The following is a 15,760-nucleotide window of genomic DNA, read 5'->3' on the forward strand; positions in this document are numbered from 1 at the left end:
CGGCAGTAAAAATCAGGCTCCAAGATTGTGGAGCGATTTTTTATGCTCGCAGCGCAGCGCTAGCCGTGGGGCGGCGTAGCGGTAGCGTTTGCAGAAGTTCTGCGACAGTTTTTCAAGGCGTAAGCCGAAGGAAAACAAGCAGAAGCTTCTGCGTAAGCTGCTGGGCTGCGCAAGCTGTGAGCGTAAAAAATCGCCCACAAGCTGAGCCAGCCACAGCCCCGCAGGGCAAAAACCCCACAAACCCCGCCAGCCAAAAACAGCCAGTTACGCTCTTTTCTCAATCGGCACGAAGGCTTGATTTTCTGGCCCTGTGTACTCGCTGCTTGGGCGAATTAGCTTATTATCAGCTCTTTGCTCAAAAATATGCGCTAACCAGCCAGTAATTCTACTCATAATGAAAATCGGAGTAAAATACTCAGTCTTTATGCCCATGAAATGATACGCTGATGCGCTGTAAAAATCAAGATTTGGGAATAGTTTTTTCTCATCCCACATGATTTTTTCTATTCTCTCGCTCACTGGGAATAAAGTCGTATCGCCTACATCCTCAGCTAGTTTTTTGCTCCACTCTTTTATCACTACATTTCTAGGGTCGTGTGTGGTATAAACTCTATGCCCAAAGCCCATTACAAGCTCTTTATTTGCTAGTTTTTGGCGCAAGCCAGCCTCAGCCTCATCTGGGCTTTTATACTGACTGATTAGCTCCATAGCAGCCTCGTTTGCCCCACCATGAAGTGGCCCTCTAAGTGCGCCTATTGCTCCGCTAATAGCTGAGAAAACATCGCTTAGAGTAGCAGTTATCACACGAGATGTAAAGGTTGAAGCGTTAAACTCATGCTCAGCATAAAGAATAAGGCTAACATTCATCGCATCTACCCATAGCTTTTTAGGCTCTTTGTTATGAAGTTTTTCTAAAAAATAGCCTGCTATGCTATCTTGATTTGAGCTTGTATCTAGCTCTTTGCCATCTTCGTGCCAGTGATGCCAAAATAGCAAAATTGATGGGAAAATGCCAAGCAGACGAATTCCTACCCTTAGCTGGTCAGGAAAGTGCTTAGGCAGCTCTTGTTTTTCGCTCTCCAAGCAGCCTAGCATAGAACATCCTGTTCTCATCATATCCATAGGATGAGCATCTTTTGGGATTAGTTTTAGCGTCTCGCGCATAACTGGGCTTAGGTGACGAGCTGACATTAAAGAGGCTTTAAACTCTTTTAGCTCAGCTTTGTTTGGCAAATGCCCAATTAAAAGCAAATGCGCTACTTCTTCAAACTCGCAGTTTTTAGCCAGGTCGTAGATATCATATCCACGGTAGTTTAGCCCATGGCCTGTGCCACAAGTACAAATCGCTGATTTGCCAGCTGTTACACCAGCAAGTCCTCCGGTTTTAACTTTTTTTGGTTGTTCGCTCATTTTTTCTCCCTTTTTTTAGTAAAATGATTTAAACTAAAATTCCTAGGAATTCTAAGATATTTTTAGCTCGCTTTTAGGCTAGATAAATCTAGCCTAGCTCGCTATTTTTTAGGGTCTAACGACCCTTAACCCTTAGGGGCTGCCGCCCCTAAAACCCCGCTTTTAGAATTCCCTAGGGAATTCTAAAATTCGCACAGTCCTTTAAACTTCGCGGTAGTGGCTGTTAAAATTAAAGCGCAGCACTTGCGCCTAGTGTGCGAAATAAAGGCGCAGGACTAGCCGTGGGGTCGTGTCTGCGGTAGCAGCTGGCAAAATTTCGTGCCGATTTTTCAAGCCTTAGCGCAGAAAAACGGTGCGAAAGTTTTGCCAGAGCGACTGGGCTGTCCAAGCCTTTATTTCGTGCAATAGGCGTAAGAGCTCCGCTAGCCTATTAAAAACAGCCTATTATTTCTTAAACAGCTCATCTAACTTCTTCTCAAAGTCATGATAACCTAGCATCTCATATAACTCATCTCTAGTTTGCATTTTCTCAATGCTAGCTTTTTGATGACCATGTGCGATGATGTCTTTAAATACTTCAAGCGCTGCTTTATTCATCGCACGAAACGCTGAGAGTGGATAAAGCACCATAGAAATTCCCACCCCAGCAAGCTCTGTGGTGCTAAAATACGGAGTTTTGCCAAACTCAGTGATATTTGCTAGCACTGGCACTTTAATAGCACTTGTAAATTGCTTGTATTCTTCTAGTGTGTGAATAGCCTCGGCAAATATCATATCAGCTCCGGCCTCTACATACGCTGCTGCACGATCTAGCGCTGCTGCTTGCCCCTCGCTAGCATGAGCATCGGTCCTAGCCATGATCACAAACTCGCTATCAATGCGACCATCTACGGCTGCTTTTATGCGATCACACATTTCATCTTTGCTTACTAGTTCTTTATTTGGGCGGTGTCCGCAGCGTTTTTGGGCTACTTGGTCTTCTATATGACATGCTGCTGCGCCTGCTCTTGTTAGTTCTTTTATGGTTCTAGCGATATTAAACGCTCCACCCCAGCCAGTATCAGCATCTACTAAAAGCGGCAAATCACTAGCTGCTGTGATGCGGCGCACATCAATACATACATCTTCAAGGTTTGTCATACCAAGGTCAGGCAGACCGATACTTGCGTTTGCTACGCCAGCTCCACTTAGATATAGAGCCTTTGCGCCTGATTTTTGCGCTTGTATTGCGCTATAAGCGTTGATTACACCTAGGATTTGAAGTGGGTTGTTGTTTTTTACCGCTTCGCGAAATTTTTTACCTGCACTTGTCATGCTACTCCTTTTTGTTACTTTGCCTTTTTTGGCTAAGCGAAGTATAGGATAAACTTAGGGAATTCTAGAGTGGTTTTGTTACAAAAAGTATAAAATTTTTAAATTTTTGTTACTTTTCGTAACTTAGTAGCCAAAATTCATTAAATTCATAAAAACTTAAATTATAAAATTAAGTCAATTTTTTAATATTTTTTTAAGCTAAAATAACTTTGTGTAAAAATGTAACAAAATATACAAAAAATTTAAAAAATTTTGATTTTATATTATTTTTTCAATTTTTTTCTGTAATAATCAAAAATTTATTTTATTTTCACTATAATTATACATTCACAGTTTACTTAAAGGACATTTTTGCATGAAAAAAGTTTATAAAACCATGGATGGCTGCGAGGCTGCAGCTTATGCAAGCTACGCATTTACCGAGGTTGCTGGTATTTATCCTATAACTCCTAGTTCGCCGATTGCTGAGTATGTGGATGCTTGGGCAGCAGCTGGGATGAAAAATCTTTTTAATATGCCAGTAAAGGTTGTAGAGATGCAAAGCGAGGCCGGTGCTGCAGGCTCAGTACACGGCAGCCTTCAAGCTGGGGCTCTTACTGCGACTTACACAGCGTCTCAAGGACTTTTGTTAAAAATTCCAAATATGTATAAAATCGCTGGCGAGCTACTGCCTTGCGTGATGCATGTTACGGCTCGCAGCCTTGCTACGCACGCTCTTAGCATTTTTGGCGACCACCAAGACATTTATGCATGTCGTGGCACAGGCTTTGCTATGCTAGCTTCTCACAGCGTCCAAGAGGTCATGGACTTAGCTGGTGTGGCGCATTTAAGTGCGATTAAAGGCAGAGTGCCTTTTATGCACTTTTTTGATGGTTTTCGCACCAGCCACGAGATACAAAAGATAGAAGTAATGGACTACAAAGTCTTTGATGAACTGCTTGATAGACAAGCGGTGGCTGATTTTAGAGCTAGGGCTCTAAGTCCAGAAAACCCACAAACAAAAGGCACAGCGCAAAACGATGATATTTATTTTCAAATGCGCGAGGCACAAAATAGCTATTATAATGCTTTGCCTGATATTGTGGCTGATTATATGAAAAAAATCAGCGAGGTTACAGGGCGAAACTACGCTCCTTTTGTCTACTACGGCGACCCTGAGGCTAGCGATATAATAGTAGCTATGGGCTCAGTATGCGAGTGCGCAAAAGAAGTAATAGATCATCTAAGAGCTAAGGGAGAAAAGGTAGGAATTCTCTGCGTTCATCTATACCGCCCATTTAGCGAAAAATACTTCTTTGAGGCCCTGCCAAAAAGCGTAAAACGCATAGCAGTGCTTGATCGCACCAAAGAGCCAGGCAGCGTAGGCGAGCCACTATATACTGATGTTTGTGCTCTATTTGCTAACAAGCAAAACGCCCCAAAAATAATAGGCGGTCGCTATGGTCTAAGCTCAAAAGATGTAAACCCAGACCAAATCATCGCAGTATATGAAAACCTAGCTAAAAATGAGAGCAAAAACCACTTTACAATAGGTATAAACGATGATGTAACCTTTACTAGCTTAGAGCTTGGCGAGAAAATCAGCCTAGCAAATGATGATTGCGTGGAGTGCTTATTTTACGGACTTGGCAGCGATGGCACTGTGGGGGCAAACAAAAACTCTATTAAAATCATCGGTGATAAAACTGATTTTTACGCACAAGCGTATTTTGCCTATGATAGCAAAAAATCAGGCGGCTACACTCGCTCTCACCTACGCTTTAGCAAAAAGCCTATTCGCTCAACCTATCTAGTATCAAACGCTGATTTTATCGCTTGTAGCGTCCCAGCTTACCTTGATATCTATGATGTAGTAGGTGGGATAAAAGAAGGTGGAGTTTTTCTACTAAACTCTATTTGGGATGCTAAAAAAACCATAGAAAAAATCCCAAATAGCGTAAAAAAAATCCTAGCCCAGCGCAAAGCAAAGTTTTTTATCATAAATGCTACCAAATTAGCTAGGCAAATAGGGCTAAAAGGTCGCACAAATACTATAATGCAATCAGCATTTTTTAAGCTAGCTGATATCATACCATACAGCGAGGCTCAAAAATACATGAAAGAATACGCCTTTAAAGCCTATCACAAAAAAGGCGATGATATAGTAGAGATGAACTACAAAGCAATCGATGAGGGTGCTAGCGAGCTAGTAGAGATAGCAGTAGATCCAGCGTGGGCGAGCTTAGATGATACTAGCGCAAACTTGAATTCCTACAAAGGCAGCGAGTTTGTAGAAAAAATCGCAAAAGTAATGAACGCTGCAAAAGGCGACGAGCTGCCAGTCTCAGCGTTTAAAGGATATGAGGACGGAGCCTTCCCTGGCGGCACTACGCAGTATGAAAAGCGTGGTGTTGGCGTCATGGTACCAAAATGGATAAAAGAAAATTGTATCCAATGTAACCAGTGTGCCTTTGTCTGTCCACATGCTGTAATAAGGCCATTTCTCATAAACGAAGACGAGATGGCAGCAGCACCGCAAGGCGTAAAAGAGAACTACTTAGATGCTAAGGGCAAAGAGCTAAAAGAGCTAAAATACAAAATTCAAGTAAGTCCGCTTGATTGCACCGGCTGTGAGCTGTGTGCCCAAAACTGCCCTAGCAAAGAAAAATCTCTTGTCATGGTGCCTTTTGAGGAGCAAAAATACGAGCAAGAAAATGCTGATTATTTATTTAACAAAGTGCGATATAAAGATGATCTCATTAGCAAAGAAAACGTAAAAGGCGCAATGTTTGCCGAGCCGTTATTTGAGTTTCACGGAGCTTGTCCGGGCTGTGGCGAGACGCCTTATATCACAACGATAACTAGGCTTTTTGGAGAAAATTTGATAGTAGCAAACGCCACAGGCTGTAGCTCGATCTATGGTGGCTCAGCCCCTAGCATGCCGTATAAAGCCAGCCAAAACGGCAAGGGCGTAGCGTGGGCAAACTCGCTATTTGAGGATAATGCTGAGTTTGGACTAGGTATGAAAATAGCAAATGATACCATGCGCGCTCGCATACAAAATATCATGCTTGAGAGCAAAGATAGCGTGCCAAACGCTCTTAGTGCGCTATTTACCGACTGGATAGAAAATAAAGATGACGCCCTGCTAGCTAGCCAAATAAAAGACAAACTCGTGCCGCTTTTGCAAGCAAATAAGGATAATAAAGCCTGTGAGCAGCTTTTTGAGCTTAAAAATTTCTTAACCAAGAACTCTCAGTGGATCATAGGTGGCGATGGCTGGGCGTATGATATAGGCTATGGTGGGCTTGATCACATTCTCTCAAGTGGCGAAAATCTAAATATCCTAGTGCTAGATACCGAAGTCTACTCAAACACCGGCGGACAAAGCTCAAAATCAAGCCACACAGGCTCTATTGCGCAATTTAGCGCCTCTGGTAAGGCTGGGTTTAAAAAAGATCTAGGGCGAATTGCTATGAGTAATGGCAAGGTTTTTATCGCTCAAATCAACTCAAACGCAAATCAAAGCGCTATGATAAAGGCTCTACTAGCCGCCGAGGCTTATGATGGCGTAAGTCTCATCATCGCTTATAGTCCGTGCATCGCTCATGGTATAAAAGGCGGTCTTAGCCACAGCGGCAAACAAGGCGAGCTAGCCACAAAGTGCGGCTACTGGCCTACATATATTTATGACCCAAGGCTCATTGATGAGGGTAAAAATCCGCTAAAAATCACAAGCCCTGAGCCAAAATGGGATAGCTATGATGAGTTTTTGATGAACGAAACTCGCTACGCAAGCCTTAAAAAGCTAAATCCACAGCACGCAGCGGCTTTGTATGAAGCAAATAAAAAAGACGCGAGGCGCAGATACAAAGAGCTAAAACGCCTAGCAAGTTTGGATTATAGCGACGAGCTTGAATAGGCTTAGGAATTCTAGAATTCCCTAGAGGCGAGGTTGTCTAGAATTCCATACTATGTCATCCTCGGGCTTTGCTTTTTGTGTCATCCCCCAGCTCCTTTTGGGGGATCTCTATGGGGAATTCTAGAATTTCGTCATTGCGGGGCTTGAAAAAGCCGAAGCAATCTTTAAGGAATTCTAGATTTTTGCTACCCTTTAAACTTCGCGGTAGCGATAATAAAAGCTAAGGAATTCTAAATTCTTTGTGATGAGATCCCCTAGTTTTGGATTATAATTATTTCATCATCTTTTGCGTCTGGATTTAAAGATACCTTCTTTAACTCTTTTCTATTTTTATACGCCATATCAGCTAAATACGCACCATCATTAATAATTATTTGACCCTCAGGTGTAGGTTTTCCGTTTTCGTTAAACATTTTGATTTTTTTAATTGTTGCCATTGTTTTCTCCTTTTTGGCTAGATTTTAGATTTCTTAAATGTTCAAATACTTCTTTATTTGTTAAAGATTTTAAAGAAAAAGCTCTATAAGGTGAGTGTGTAGTATTTAAATTTTCAAAATAATTTAGAAATAAACTTTTGCCATAATAAGGTGCATATACATTTGCTACCACGATTTTTTCGCCATTTCTTGTAGTAAAGAAATGATGTTGTAGTTGTCTTGGAAGTGGCATAAAAGGACAGCTAAAAATATCTTTAATACATTTTTTTCTATTTTCACTATAACCATAAGTCACACTAGTTGTATTACCATCAAAAAGCTCATCTACAATCTCTATATCATACATAGTTTTATCTTTTGTAAGAGAGTGAAAAAGTATCCTTTGAGGCACTTCCATTTCCCAAATGATAAAAAGCGTAGCCACCAAACCTATATAAAAACGCACTTTGCTAGTCCTTTCGTTTAAATAAAAACGAAGCACCCAAAGCGGTGTACCTATCACATATCCAGCCAGAAACAATAAATAAAGCGTATGATCGGTATCTATAGCGTAACAATAAACAGCACAAAACCCCACAAAAACAAACAAAAACACAGAGAGTAAAATCTGGAATTTAAGCTTAATATTTAAGCTCATCGCAGAGCTTATCGCCATCGCCCAAAAATACGGAAAAAAATAAACAAAAATAAAAATAAAAAACGGCAATAGAAATATACCCACAATATCTCCCTCTTAAAAAACCACTATTCTAATGGTTTTCTATTATAACTTTCTTTGAAATTCTAGAATTCAAAACACCAAAAAGCCAAATTCTAGAATTTAGCCCACACCAAATACACAAATGCCCAAATTCTAAAATTCTCTCTCGCAATGACGGAATTTTGGACGGAATTTTAGAATTCCTAGGGAATTCTAACTCGCGCTGTCCTTTGGGTTTTGCGGTGGCGGCTGTTAAAAGACTAGGGAATTCTAGAATTTTCGTCATTGCGAGCGAAGCGAAGCAATCTCTAGGAATTCCAAATTTATCCTTAGGAATTCTAGAATTCCTAGAGTGGAGATCCCCCGATCAAGTCGGGGGATGACAAAGACTAGCGAATTCTAAACTCGCTCCAGCAGCTAGCCGCCGTAGGGCAAAGATTAAATCAGCTTTCTTAACCTCAGCACCATATTTACCTTACCTACCGTTATGTGCATATCACGAGCGATTTCTTCAGCACTTTTGCCAGCGTTAAAGAGACTTTCTATCTTATCCTCCTCAGCGCTAAAGCTTGGTGGCGTTATCTTGCCTATGCTTTTGGTGCGCTCTTCAAGGTCTAGCATACGCTCTTCGTGGTCATTTGTAAAGTCATCTACGCTACTCTCTAAGCGGCGCAGGCTCTCTAGCATAGGCATCACACGGCTTGCTAGGGCTTCGTTTATGCGAGCATCTATACGGCGCGTGATCTCTTCTAGGCTAAAGGCAGCCCCACTGCGAGAGCTACTAGCTGACGCCATCGCCACTGAGTTTAGCTCTTTTTTTAGCTCGCTTAGTTCTTTGTTTAGCTGGTAGTTGATTTGCATTAGTTTATCAAAGCTTTTTGTGTGATTTGAGAGCTTGTTTTGTAGTCCTTGTATCGTCATCCAGCCCCACGCAAGTCCTGCTAGGATTAACAGAGCCAAACTTATCATAATTAGCAAATCAATACTCATCATTATCCTTTTGCTTTTTGGCTCTTATTGCGCCCATTTCATATCTGGCGACATTTGAAGCCCACTCTTTTTCATCAAATTTGCTTATGCGAGTGATTTTAGCTGTTTTTTCATCCACAGCCTCAAAAAAGAGTTTAATATTTTTATGTACAAAACCGCCTATCATCACTCTAGCAAAGTATTTTTTGCCAGTTTCTAAGCACGCATTTTCAAAGCCAAAGCCCTCATAGCCGATTTTATTAGCATTTTTTTCATTGCCTAGATTAGCAGAACTGTCCTTGCCACTAAGCATATTTTCAATGTTTTCAAGCTTTCTTAGCACCTCTGTTAGCACCTTTAGTGTAAGTGGGTCGGTGTTTTCTCCGCCTTCTTTTGCCTTTAGCATACTCATCCACTCATCAAGGCCATTGTGAGAGCTAGAAAACTCACTCTCAAAGCTACCATCATCAAGGCAAAAACTCACCTTTAATTCAGCACTAACAAATCTCATCTCATTCATAAGCTCACCCATACAAATACCATAAATGCTACGCTCACCCAGCCATTTAGCGTAAAAAACGCCTTATCAATCTTGCTAAAGTCCTTGCGCACGATCAAATGCTCTTTATAAAGTATAAAAGCACAAACTAAAACTCCTGCGTAAGCAAAGCCCCCCAGTCCAGCCGCAGCAGCAAAAAGCAGCCAAAACAGCACCGCTAATGCGTGAAACAAGGCTGCTGCTGCCATGCTAGCATCATGCCCAAAACGAGATGGGATACTAAAAAGCCCCATTTTTTTATCAAATTCCATGTCTTGAAGAGCATAAAGCACATCAAAGCCAGCCACCCAAAACACCACTCCACAGCAAAGTAGCACGCTCCAAAGCGGAATTTCAGCTAGCACAGCCACAGCCCCAGCTATAGGCGAGAGCCCAAGGCAAAGTCCTAAAATCACATGCGCTAGTGCAGAAAAGCTCTTAAAATACGAGTAGCTTGCCAAAACTAGCAAAAAGGGGAAAGACAGCCAAAAAGCAAGCGAGTTTATAAAAGCTGAGCTAAGCACGAAAATAAGGGCGTTTATGGCAATAAAGATTTTCATATTGCTCTTGCCAATCCTGCCATCCACGCTAGGGCGGCTTGCTGTGCGTGGGTTTAGAGCATCAATCGCTGCGTCGTGGTAGCGGTTTACTCCCATAGCAAAGTTGCGAGCTGATACCGCACAAAGTACGCCAAAAATCAGCAAATGCCAGCCGAACCACGCCGTACCATTTAGGCTTTTGCTAGCTACAAACATCGCTGTAAAGATGAAAGGTAAAGCAAAAATAGAATGCTTAAAAACAATGAGTTCTAGTGTGTCTTTTAGGGCTTTTAGTGTCATTTTTATCCTTTTAGAGCCTATATTTTAGCAAAATTCTTTGATATTTAAGTATAATTTTGGCAAAAATTTAAAGGAAATGCTTGAAGCAAATCGCAATAATAGGGGCTACCGCAAGTGGCAAAACAGCCCTAGCCTTAGAGCTTGCGCCCTTGCTAAATACTGTGATTTTAAGCCTTGATTCGCTATGCGTGTATAAAGAAATCTCTGTCGCCTCAGCAAAACCAAGCCCTGATGAGCTAGCTAGCATAAAGCATTTTGGCGTGGATTTAAAAAGCGTGGATGAAGATTTTAGCGCAGGCGAGTTTTTTTGCGAGTATAAAAGGGCCTCCGAGTTTTGTAAAGCGCAGGGCAAAAACCTCATCATCACAGGCGGTTCTGGCTTTTATCTAAAAGCACTGATTTCAGGGCTTGCGCCGAGAGTGCCTAGAGCTAGTTTTTATCCGCAAAATAACGAGATTTTTGCGCTTGCAAAAAGCTGTGATAGCGAGTTTTGCGCCAAATACAGCACAAATGATACTTTTAGATTACAAAAGTGGTTTGATATTTACTCTTTTTTAGGGAATTCTAGTTTGGGGAATTCTAGAATTCCTAGCGAGTTTTTAAAGGCAAATACAAAAGAGCCTTTGATAAAAAATATTGAAATTTACGAGCTTTGCTGGGAAAAAGAGCTTTTAAAAGAACGCATTAAAAAGCGCACTTGCGCAATGCTTAGCTCTGGGCTTTTGGGCGAGGCAAAGGGGCTTTTTGGCTCTTTTGATCACAGCTTAAAGCCACTAAATTCAGTGGGGCTAAAAGAGTGTGGGCAGTTTTTGCGTGGCGAGATTTTAAATGAAAATGAGCTAAAAGAGCTTATTATAACGCACACAGCGCAGCTTGCTAAAAGACAGCGCACTTTTTTTAACTCTCAATTTAGTGCTAAAAAACTAAGCTTTGAGAGCGCAAAAAGCGTGATTTTAGAGAGCTGTAAAGAGTGGAATTCCTAGGTTTTTTGGGGGTTAGGGGGTATTTTTTATCTAAAATTCCTAAATTTAGAATTCCTAAAACTAGAATTCCCAAAACTAGAATTCCCAAATCTCGTCATTGCGAGCGAAGCGAAGCAATCTTTAAGGAATTCTAAATTTATTCTTAGGAATTCTAAATTTATCCTTGGGAATTCTAGAATTCCCTACTATGTCATCCCCCAGCCTGCCTTGTGTCATCCTCGGGCTTGACCCGAGGATCTCTATATGGAATTCTAGAATTCTAGAATTCTTAAATGATATAAACACAAAAAGCCCCTAGGAATTCTAAATTTTTCTGTGATGTTATCCTCCGATCAAGTCGGGGGATGACAAAAATACGCAAGTTGGGGAATTTTTATAGAGATTGTCCGGTCACAATTTTAGAAAATTTCAGTTCATGTTAAAGGATATTTAAATAAAATAAAGCTTTAAAAAGTATTTTGTTTAAAATTATTTAAATAGAAAGATATTTTATGAAAAAAATAACTTTATTTTTACTTTTCTTAAATTTAGTGTTTGGGCAAGATAAGATATTAAATAATTGGTTTAAAGAGTATAATACAAGCGGCACTTTTGTTTTTTATGATGGAAAAACTTGGGCGAGTAACGACTTTTCAAGGGCTATGGAGACTTTCTCTCCCGCTTCCACTTTTAAAATTTTTAATGCTCTAATTGCACTTGATAGTGGTGTGATAAAAACTAAAAAAGAAATTTTTTATCACTATAGAGGTGAAAAAGTATTTTTATCTTCTTGGGCGCAAGATATGAATTTAAGTTCAGCTATAAAATATTCTAATGTTCTTGCTTTTAAAGAAGTGGCAAGAAGAATTGGTATCAAAACTATGCAAGAATATTTAAACAAGCTTCATTATGGTAATGCTAAAATTTCCAAGATCGATACTTTTTGGCTTGACAACTCACTAAAAATAAGCGCTAAAGAACAAGCAATTTTGCTTTTTAGACTTTCACAAAATAGCTTACCTTTTTCTCAAGAAGCAATGAATAGTGTTAAGGAAATGATTTATTTAAAAAATATGGAAAATTTAGAGCTTTTTGGAAAAACAGGTTTTAATGATGAGCAAAAAATTGCTTGGATTGTAGGTTTTGTGTATTTAAAAGATGAAAATAAATATAAGGCTTTCGCGCTAAATTTAGATATTGATAAATTTGAAGATTTATATAAAAGAGAAAAAATTTTAGAAAAATATTTAGATGAACTTGTAAAAAAAGTTAAAAATGATGACACAAGTAGTTAGGAATTCTAGAATTCTTATTTAAAGTGGTTAGGAATTCTAGAATTAGCTACGCTAAAATTTCTTAGGAAATTCTAGATTTTACATTAGGAATTCTAGATTTTAACCGCCGGTTTGGTAAAAGCCTCGCTCGCTGATTTGATTTTCTTGCCAGCGGTTTTTTTCTGGTTTATTTGCTAGCACATCAGCTAAAATCTGCTTAGCACTTGCTAAATCGCCCTTTTTCATCGCTGCTAAAATGCTCTTACCCTCATCAAAATAAAGGCAAGGAATAAGCAGCCCCTCGCTACTTAGCCTTATGCGGTTACAAGTGGTACAAAAGTCGCACTGGTGGGGATTTATAAGCCCAAAGATATAGCCATCATCGCAAGCAAAAAGTCGGCTTGGGCTTTGCGGGCTTTTTGTAATTTCTTTAAAGTTTTTAAAAGTAGCGATTTTGCTTAGTATTTCATCAGCTCGTATGCTTTTTAGCTCAGGGTTTGCGTGCTTGTTTTCCATGTATTCTATAAAGCGGATTTGCGCATTATTAGCCGCCGCAAAGCTCATGAGAGCCTCAAATTCATCATCATTAAAGCCTTTTATCGCCACAGTATTTAGCTTTATGCCTAGGCCTGCGCTTTTGGCAGCTTCTATGCCCTCTAGCACCTGCTCTAGTCCGTCACGGCGAGCGATTTGCCTGAATTTTTCATTATCTAGTGTATCAAGCGAGATATTTAGCCTTTTTAGCCCAGCGTTTTTTAGAGCCTGCGCCTTGGCCTTTAAAAAATATCCATTTGTAGTCATGGCTAGATCAATATGGGGCGCATAAGCAAAAATCATTGCTATAAAGTCCTCTGCGCCTTTTCTAACCAGCGGTTCACCGCCGCTTATTCGTACTTTTTTTATACCATTGTCAATGCAGATTTTTACAAACTCAAACATCTCTTCGTGGCTAAGCATATTTTCATGCTTGTCTAGTTCTACGCCTGATTCTGGCATGCAGTATTGACAGCGGAAATTACACCTTTGCGTAAGTGAAATACGCAAATAATCAATCACTCGTCCGTATGCGTCTATTAGCATTTTTACCTTTTATAAAATTTAGAATTCCCAAAAAATTCTAGAATTCCTAGAATATTTTTATCGCTTGATTATTTCTATATTAGCTTTTGCACGCAGTTTGTTAAAATAATCAGCAATCAGCGCTTCTTTTTCTTGTTCAGCCATCATTGTAGCTACATTTTGTTCTACTTCTTCGAAGGCTACTACTTGCGGATTTTCTTTTGAGTTTACCTTATACATTACGTAGCTATCGCCTTCACGCACTATAGGCGTAAAGTCGCCTACATTTGCTGCGGCTATGAGATTTAGCACGCGGTTATCAGCTGAGTTTGGATATATGCTCATTGCCGTAGTTGTTACGCCTGAGGCTAACCCCTGGGCCTTTACACGCCCCAAGGTAGCACCGCTTTTTGCCATGTAGCGAGTAACTTTTGCTGAGCTAAAGCGAGTAAACATACCACGATTTTGCTCGTAAAAGCGCATAGCATTTGCCCTTGTGATATTGTCATTTGGCTGACTTATTATAAAATCATATAGCTTTGCTCTAGATAAATTTTCTTTTGCCTGCTCTCTTAGTTTGGCTAGCGCACCTGCTTTGTGGCTAAGCACTTGAGCGTAGCTTGCAAGGTCGCTATAGCCGTTTTGCTTGGCAATTTGGCTTAGTTCTTCATTTATCTCGCTCTCAGAAGCAGACAGCCCCAGCTCTTTTATCTGCGAAAGTTCTAGCTTATCTCGTATTAGCACATTTAGCGCATCATTTGGCGTTATATTCATGCGCTTTACTACAAGCTCAACATCATAATCAGTAATAGGCTCATTATTTACAGTAGCGGCAACTCCGTTTAGATACGCCCCATTCGTGCTTATGGCTAGTCCAAGCGCAAGGGATAAAAATATTTTTTTCATACCAAAACCTTTTTTTAAAGTAAATTAAGCTAGAATTATAGCCAAAATTTTTTCAAATTAGGTTTAAAAAATGATTGTTACTAGATTTGCACCAAGTCCTACTGGATTTTTACATGTAGGCGGACTACGCACAGCACTATATAACTATCTTTACGCACGCAAAAACGGCGGAAAGTTTTTGCTACGCATAGAAGATACTGACCTAGCTAGAAACTCGGATGCAGCAGTAGAGGCTATAAAAGAAGCCTTTGACTGGTGTGGGTTAGAGTATGATGGCGAGGTGGAGTTTCAAAGTCGCCGTACTGAGATATACAAAAAATACATAAACGAGCTACTTGAGAGTGGCAAAGCCTATAAATGCTACATGAGCAAAGACGAGCTAGACGCCCTTCGCAAAGAACAAGAAGCACGCAAAGAACGCCCAAAATACGATGGCAGATACAGAGACTTTACTGGCACACCGCCAGAGGGGATAGAGCCAGTAATTCGCATAAAAGCCCCACTTTTGGGCAAAATAGAGTTTGATGATGGCATTAAAGGGCATATTAGCTTTGAGGCAGCTGATATTTTAGATGATTTTATCATAGCTAGAAGTGATGGCTCGCCTACTTATAATTTCACGGTGGTAATCGACGATGCGCTAATGGGCGTAAGTGATGTAATCCGTGGTGATGATCACCTTAGCAACACGCCAAAGCAGATTATTCTTTATGATGCGCTTGGCTTTAAGGTGCCAAAGTTTTATCATGTAGCGATGATAAATGGAAGCGATGGCAGCAAACTTAGCAAAAGGCACGGCGCAACTGATGTTATGGAGTATAAGCGCATGGGCTATTTGCCACAGGCTTTGCTAAACTTTTTAGTACGGCTTGGCTGGGGGCATGGCGATGATGAGATTTTTAGCATGAGTGATATGCTGCGCCTCTTTGACCCAAAAGACATAAACAAAAGCGCAAGCACTTATAATCTAAGCAAATTAGAGTGGCTAAATGCTTATTATATAAAGAATTCTGGCTTTTATGAACTAGCTGATGAAATGCTATTTTTTGGCATTGATTTTAGGGGCTTGCCAAAGGGCGAGCTACTTATGAGTTTATTGCAAGAGCGGGCAAAAACTCTGCTTGATATAAAAGCAGGTGTAGAGCTTATAATCAATGCGCCAAGTAGCTATGATGAAAAGGCTATGAAAAAGTTTGTAAATGATGAGAGTAAGGCGCTTTTAGCTCAGTATTTAGCCGAGTTTAAAGAGGGCTTAGAAAATACTAGCGAGTTTGAGCATTTTACAATGGAATTCCTAAATAGCAAAGGCAAAACGCTAAAAGACTTGGCTCAAAATGTGCGAATTGCGCTAACTGGCGGTTCTGTAAGCCCTGGAATTTTTGAGATGATGGAAGTGCTAGGCGCTAGTGAAGTAAAAAAGAGAATTCTAGAATTCCTAAAAGCATAAAGAA

Annotated in this window: 15 protein-coding genes; 4 read left to right on the forward strand and 11 right to left on the reverse strand. The window is 40.3% G+C overall.

The window, feature by feature from the left end; all coding sequences use genetic code 11:
* Nucleotides 1-59: 59 nt before the first annotated feature.
* From PTQ34_RS05745 to prpB, 4 genes are all read right to left on the reverse strand, one after another.
* Nucleotides 60-281 (reverse strand): hypothetical protein, encoded by a 222-nt coding sequence (locus PTQ34_RS05745; protein WP_273932573.1) that lies wholly within the window; start codon nt 279-281, stop codon nt 60-62.
* Nucleotides 265-1,410, reverse strand: a complete 1,146-nt coding sequence (prpC, locus tag PTQ34_RS05750; RefSeq protein WP_273932574.1) for a bifunctional 2-methylcitrate synthase/citrate synthase — start codon at nt 1,408-1,410, stop codon at nt 265-267. Before prpC ends, PTQ34_RS05745 begins: the two co-directional genes overlap by 17 nt.
* 229 nt (nt 1,411-1,639) lie before the next feature.
* Complete coding sequence (locus tag PTQ34_RS05755; RefSeq protein WP_273932575.1) at nt 1,640-1,798, reverse strand: hypothetical protein; 159 nt, start codon at nt 1,796-1,798, stop codon at nt 1,640-1,642.
* A 56-nt stretch (nt 1,799-1,854) separates the two neighbouring features.
* Nucleotides 1,855-2,724 carry a methylisocitrate lyase gene (gene prpB / locus PTQ34_RS05760; RefSeq protein ID WP_273932576.1) on the reverse strand — a complete coding sequence of 290 codons (870 nt, stop codon included), beginning with the start codon at nt 2,722-2,724 and terminating at the stop codon, nt 1,855-1,857.
* Between the two features lie 355 nt (nt 2,725-3,079).
* Here prpB and nifJ point away from each other — a divergent pair, with 355 nt between their 5' ends.
* Nucleotides 3,080-6,625, forward strand: a complete 3,546-nt coding sequence (gene nifJ / locus PTQ34_RS05765; RefSeq protein ID WP_273932578.1) for a pyruvate:ferredoxin (flavodoxin) oxidoreductase — start codon at nt 3,080-3,082, stop codon at nt 6,623-6,625.
* Between the two features lie 254 nt (nt 6,626-6,879).
* On the opposite strand, the gene PTQ34_RS05770 is transcribed toward nifJ, so the two are convergent.
* From PTQ34_RS05770 to mqnP, 5 genes are all read right to left on the reverse strand, one after another.
* Complete coding sequence (locus tag PTQ34_RS05770; RefSeq protein WP_273932579.1) at nt 6,880-7,062, reverse strand: hypothetical protein; 183 nt, start codon at nt 7,060-7,062, stop codon at nt 6,880-6,882.
* On the reverse strand, nt 7,049-7,783 hold the full coding sequence (locus PTQ34_RS05775; protein ID WP_273932580.1) for a hypothetical protein: 735 nt from the start codon (nt 7,781-7,783) through the stop codon (nt 7,049-7,051). Before PTQ34_RS05775 ends, PTQ34_RS05770 begins: the two co-directional genes overlap by 14 nt.
* 417 nt (nt 7,784-8,200) lie before the next feature.
* Nucleotides 8,201-8,752 carry a hypothetical protein gene (locus PTQ34_RS05780; RefSeq protein WP_273932581.1) on the reverse strand — a complete coding sequence of 184 codons (552 nt, stop codon included), beginning with the start codon at nt 8,750-8,752 and terminating at the stop codon, nt 8,201-8,203.
* Nucleotides 8,742-9,263: a hypothetical protein gene (locus PTQ34_RS05785; RefSeq protein WP_273932582.1), complete on the reverse strand. Its 522-nt coding sequence runs from the start codon at nt 9,261-9,263 to the stop codon at nt 8,742-8,744. Before PTQ34_RS05785 ends, PTQ34_RS05780 begins: the two co-directional genes overlap by 11 nt.
* Nucleotides 9,248-10,108, reverse strand: coding sequence for a menaquinone biosynthesis prenyltransferase MqnP (gene mqnP, locus PTQ34_RS05790; protein ID WP_273932583.1), 861 nt, complete (start codon nt 10,106-10,108; stop codon nt 9,248-9,250). Before mqnP ends, PTQ34_RS05785 begins: the two co-directional genes overlap by 16 nt.
* Nucleotides 10,109-10,188: 80 nt before the next feature.
* Here mqnP and miaA point away from each other — a divergent pair, with 80 nt between their 5' ends.
* Nucleotides 10,189-11,091 carry a tRNA (adenosine(37)-N6)-dimethylallyltransferase MiaA gene (miaA, locus tag PTQ34_RS05795; RefSeq protein WP_273932584.1) on the forward strand — a complete coding sequence of 301 codons (903 nt, stop codon included), beginning with the start codon at nt 10,189-10,191 and terminating at the stop codon, nt 11,089-11,091.
* A 491-nt stretch (nt 11,092-11,582) separates the two neighbouring features.
* The gene (gene blaOXA, locus PTQ34_RS05800; RefSeq protein ID WP_273930992.1) at nt 11,583-12,365 is read left to right on the forward strand and encodes an OXA-61 family class D beta-lactamase; all 783 of its coding nucleotides are present in this window, start codon (nt 11,583-11,585) and stop codon (nt 12,363-12,365) included.
* 99 nt (nt 12,366-12,464) lie between these two features.
* Here blaOXA and moaA read toward each other — a convergent pair whose 3' ends face one another.
* Both moaA and PTQ34_RS05810 read right to left on the reverse strand, forming a co-directional pair.
* The gene (gene moaA / locus PTQ34_RS05805) at nt 12,465-13,424 is read right to left on the reverse strand and encodes a GTP 3',8-cyclase MoaA (protein ID WP_273932586.1); all 960 of its coding nucleotides are present in this window, start codon (nt 13,422-13,424) and stop codon (nt 12,465-12,467) included.
* Nucleotides 13,425-13,481: 57 nt separating this feature from the next.
* On the reverse strand, nt 13,482-14,309 hold the full coding sequence (locus PTQ34_RS05810) for a peptidylprolyl isomerase (RefSeq protein WP_273932587.1): 828 nt from the start codon (nt 14,307-14,309) through the stop codon (nt 13,482-13,484).
* Nucleotides 14,310-14,379: 70 nt separating this feature from the next.
* Between PTQ34_RS05810 and gltX the strand changes: the two genes are divergently transcribed.
* Nucleotides 14,380-15,756, forward strand: coding sequence for a glutamate--tRNA ligase (gltX, locus tag PTQ34_RS05815; RefSeq protein WP_273932588.1), 1,377 nt, complete (start codon nt 14,380-14,382; stop codon nt 15,754-15,756).
* The last annotated feature ends 4 nt before the right edge of the window (nt 15,757-15,760 follow it).

Origin of the sequence: Campylobacter magnus (assembly GCF_028649595.1) — a bacterium.
Lineage (GTDB): Bacteria > Campylobacterota > Campylobacteria > Campylobacterales > Campylobacteraceae > Campylobacter > Campylobacter magnus.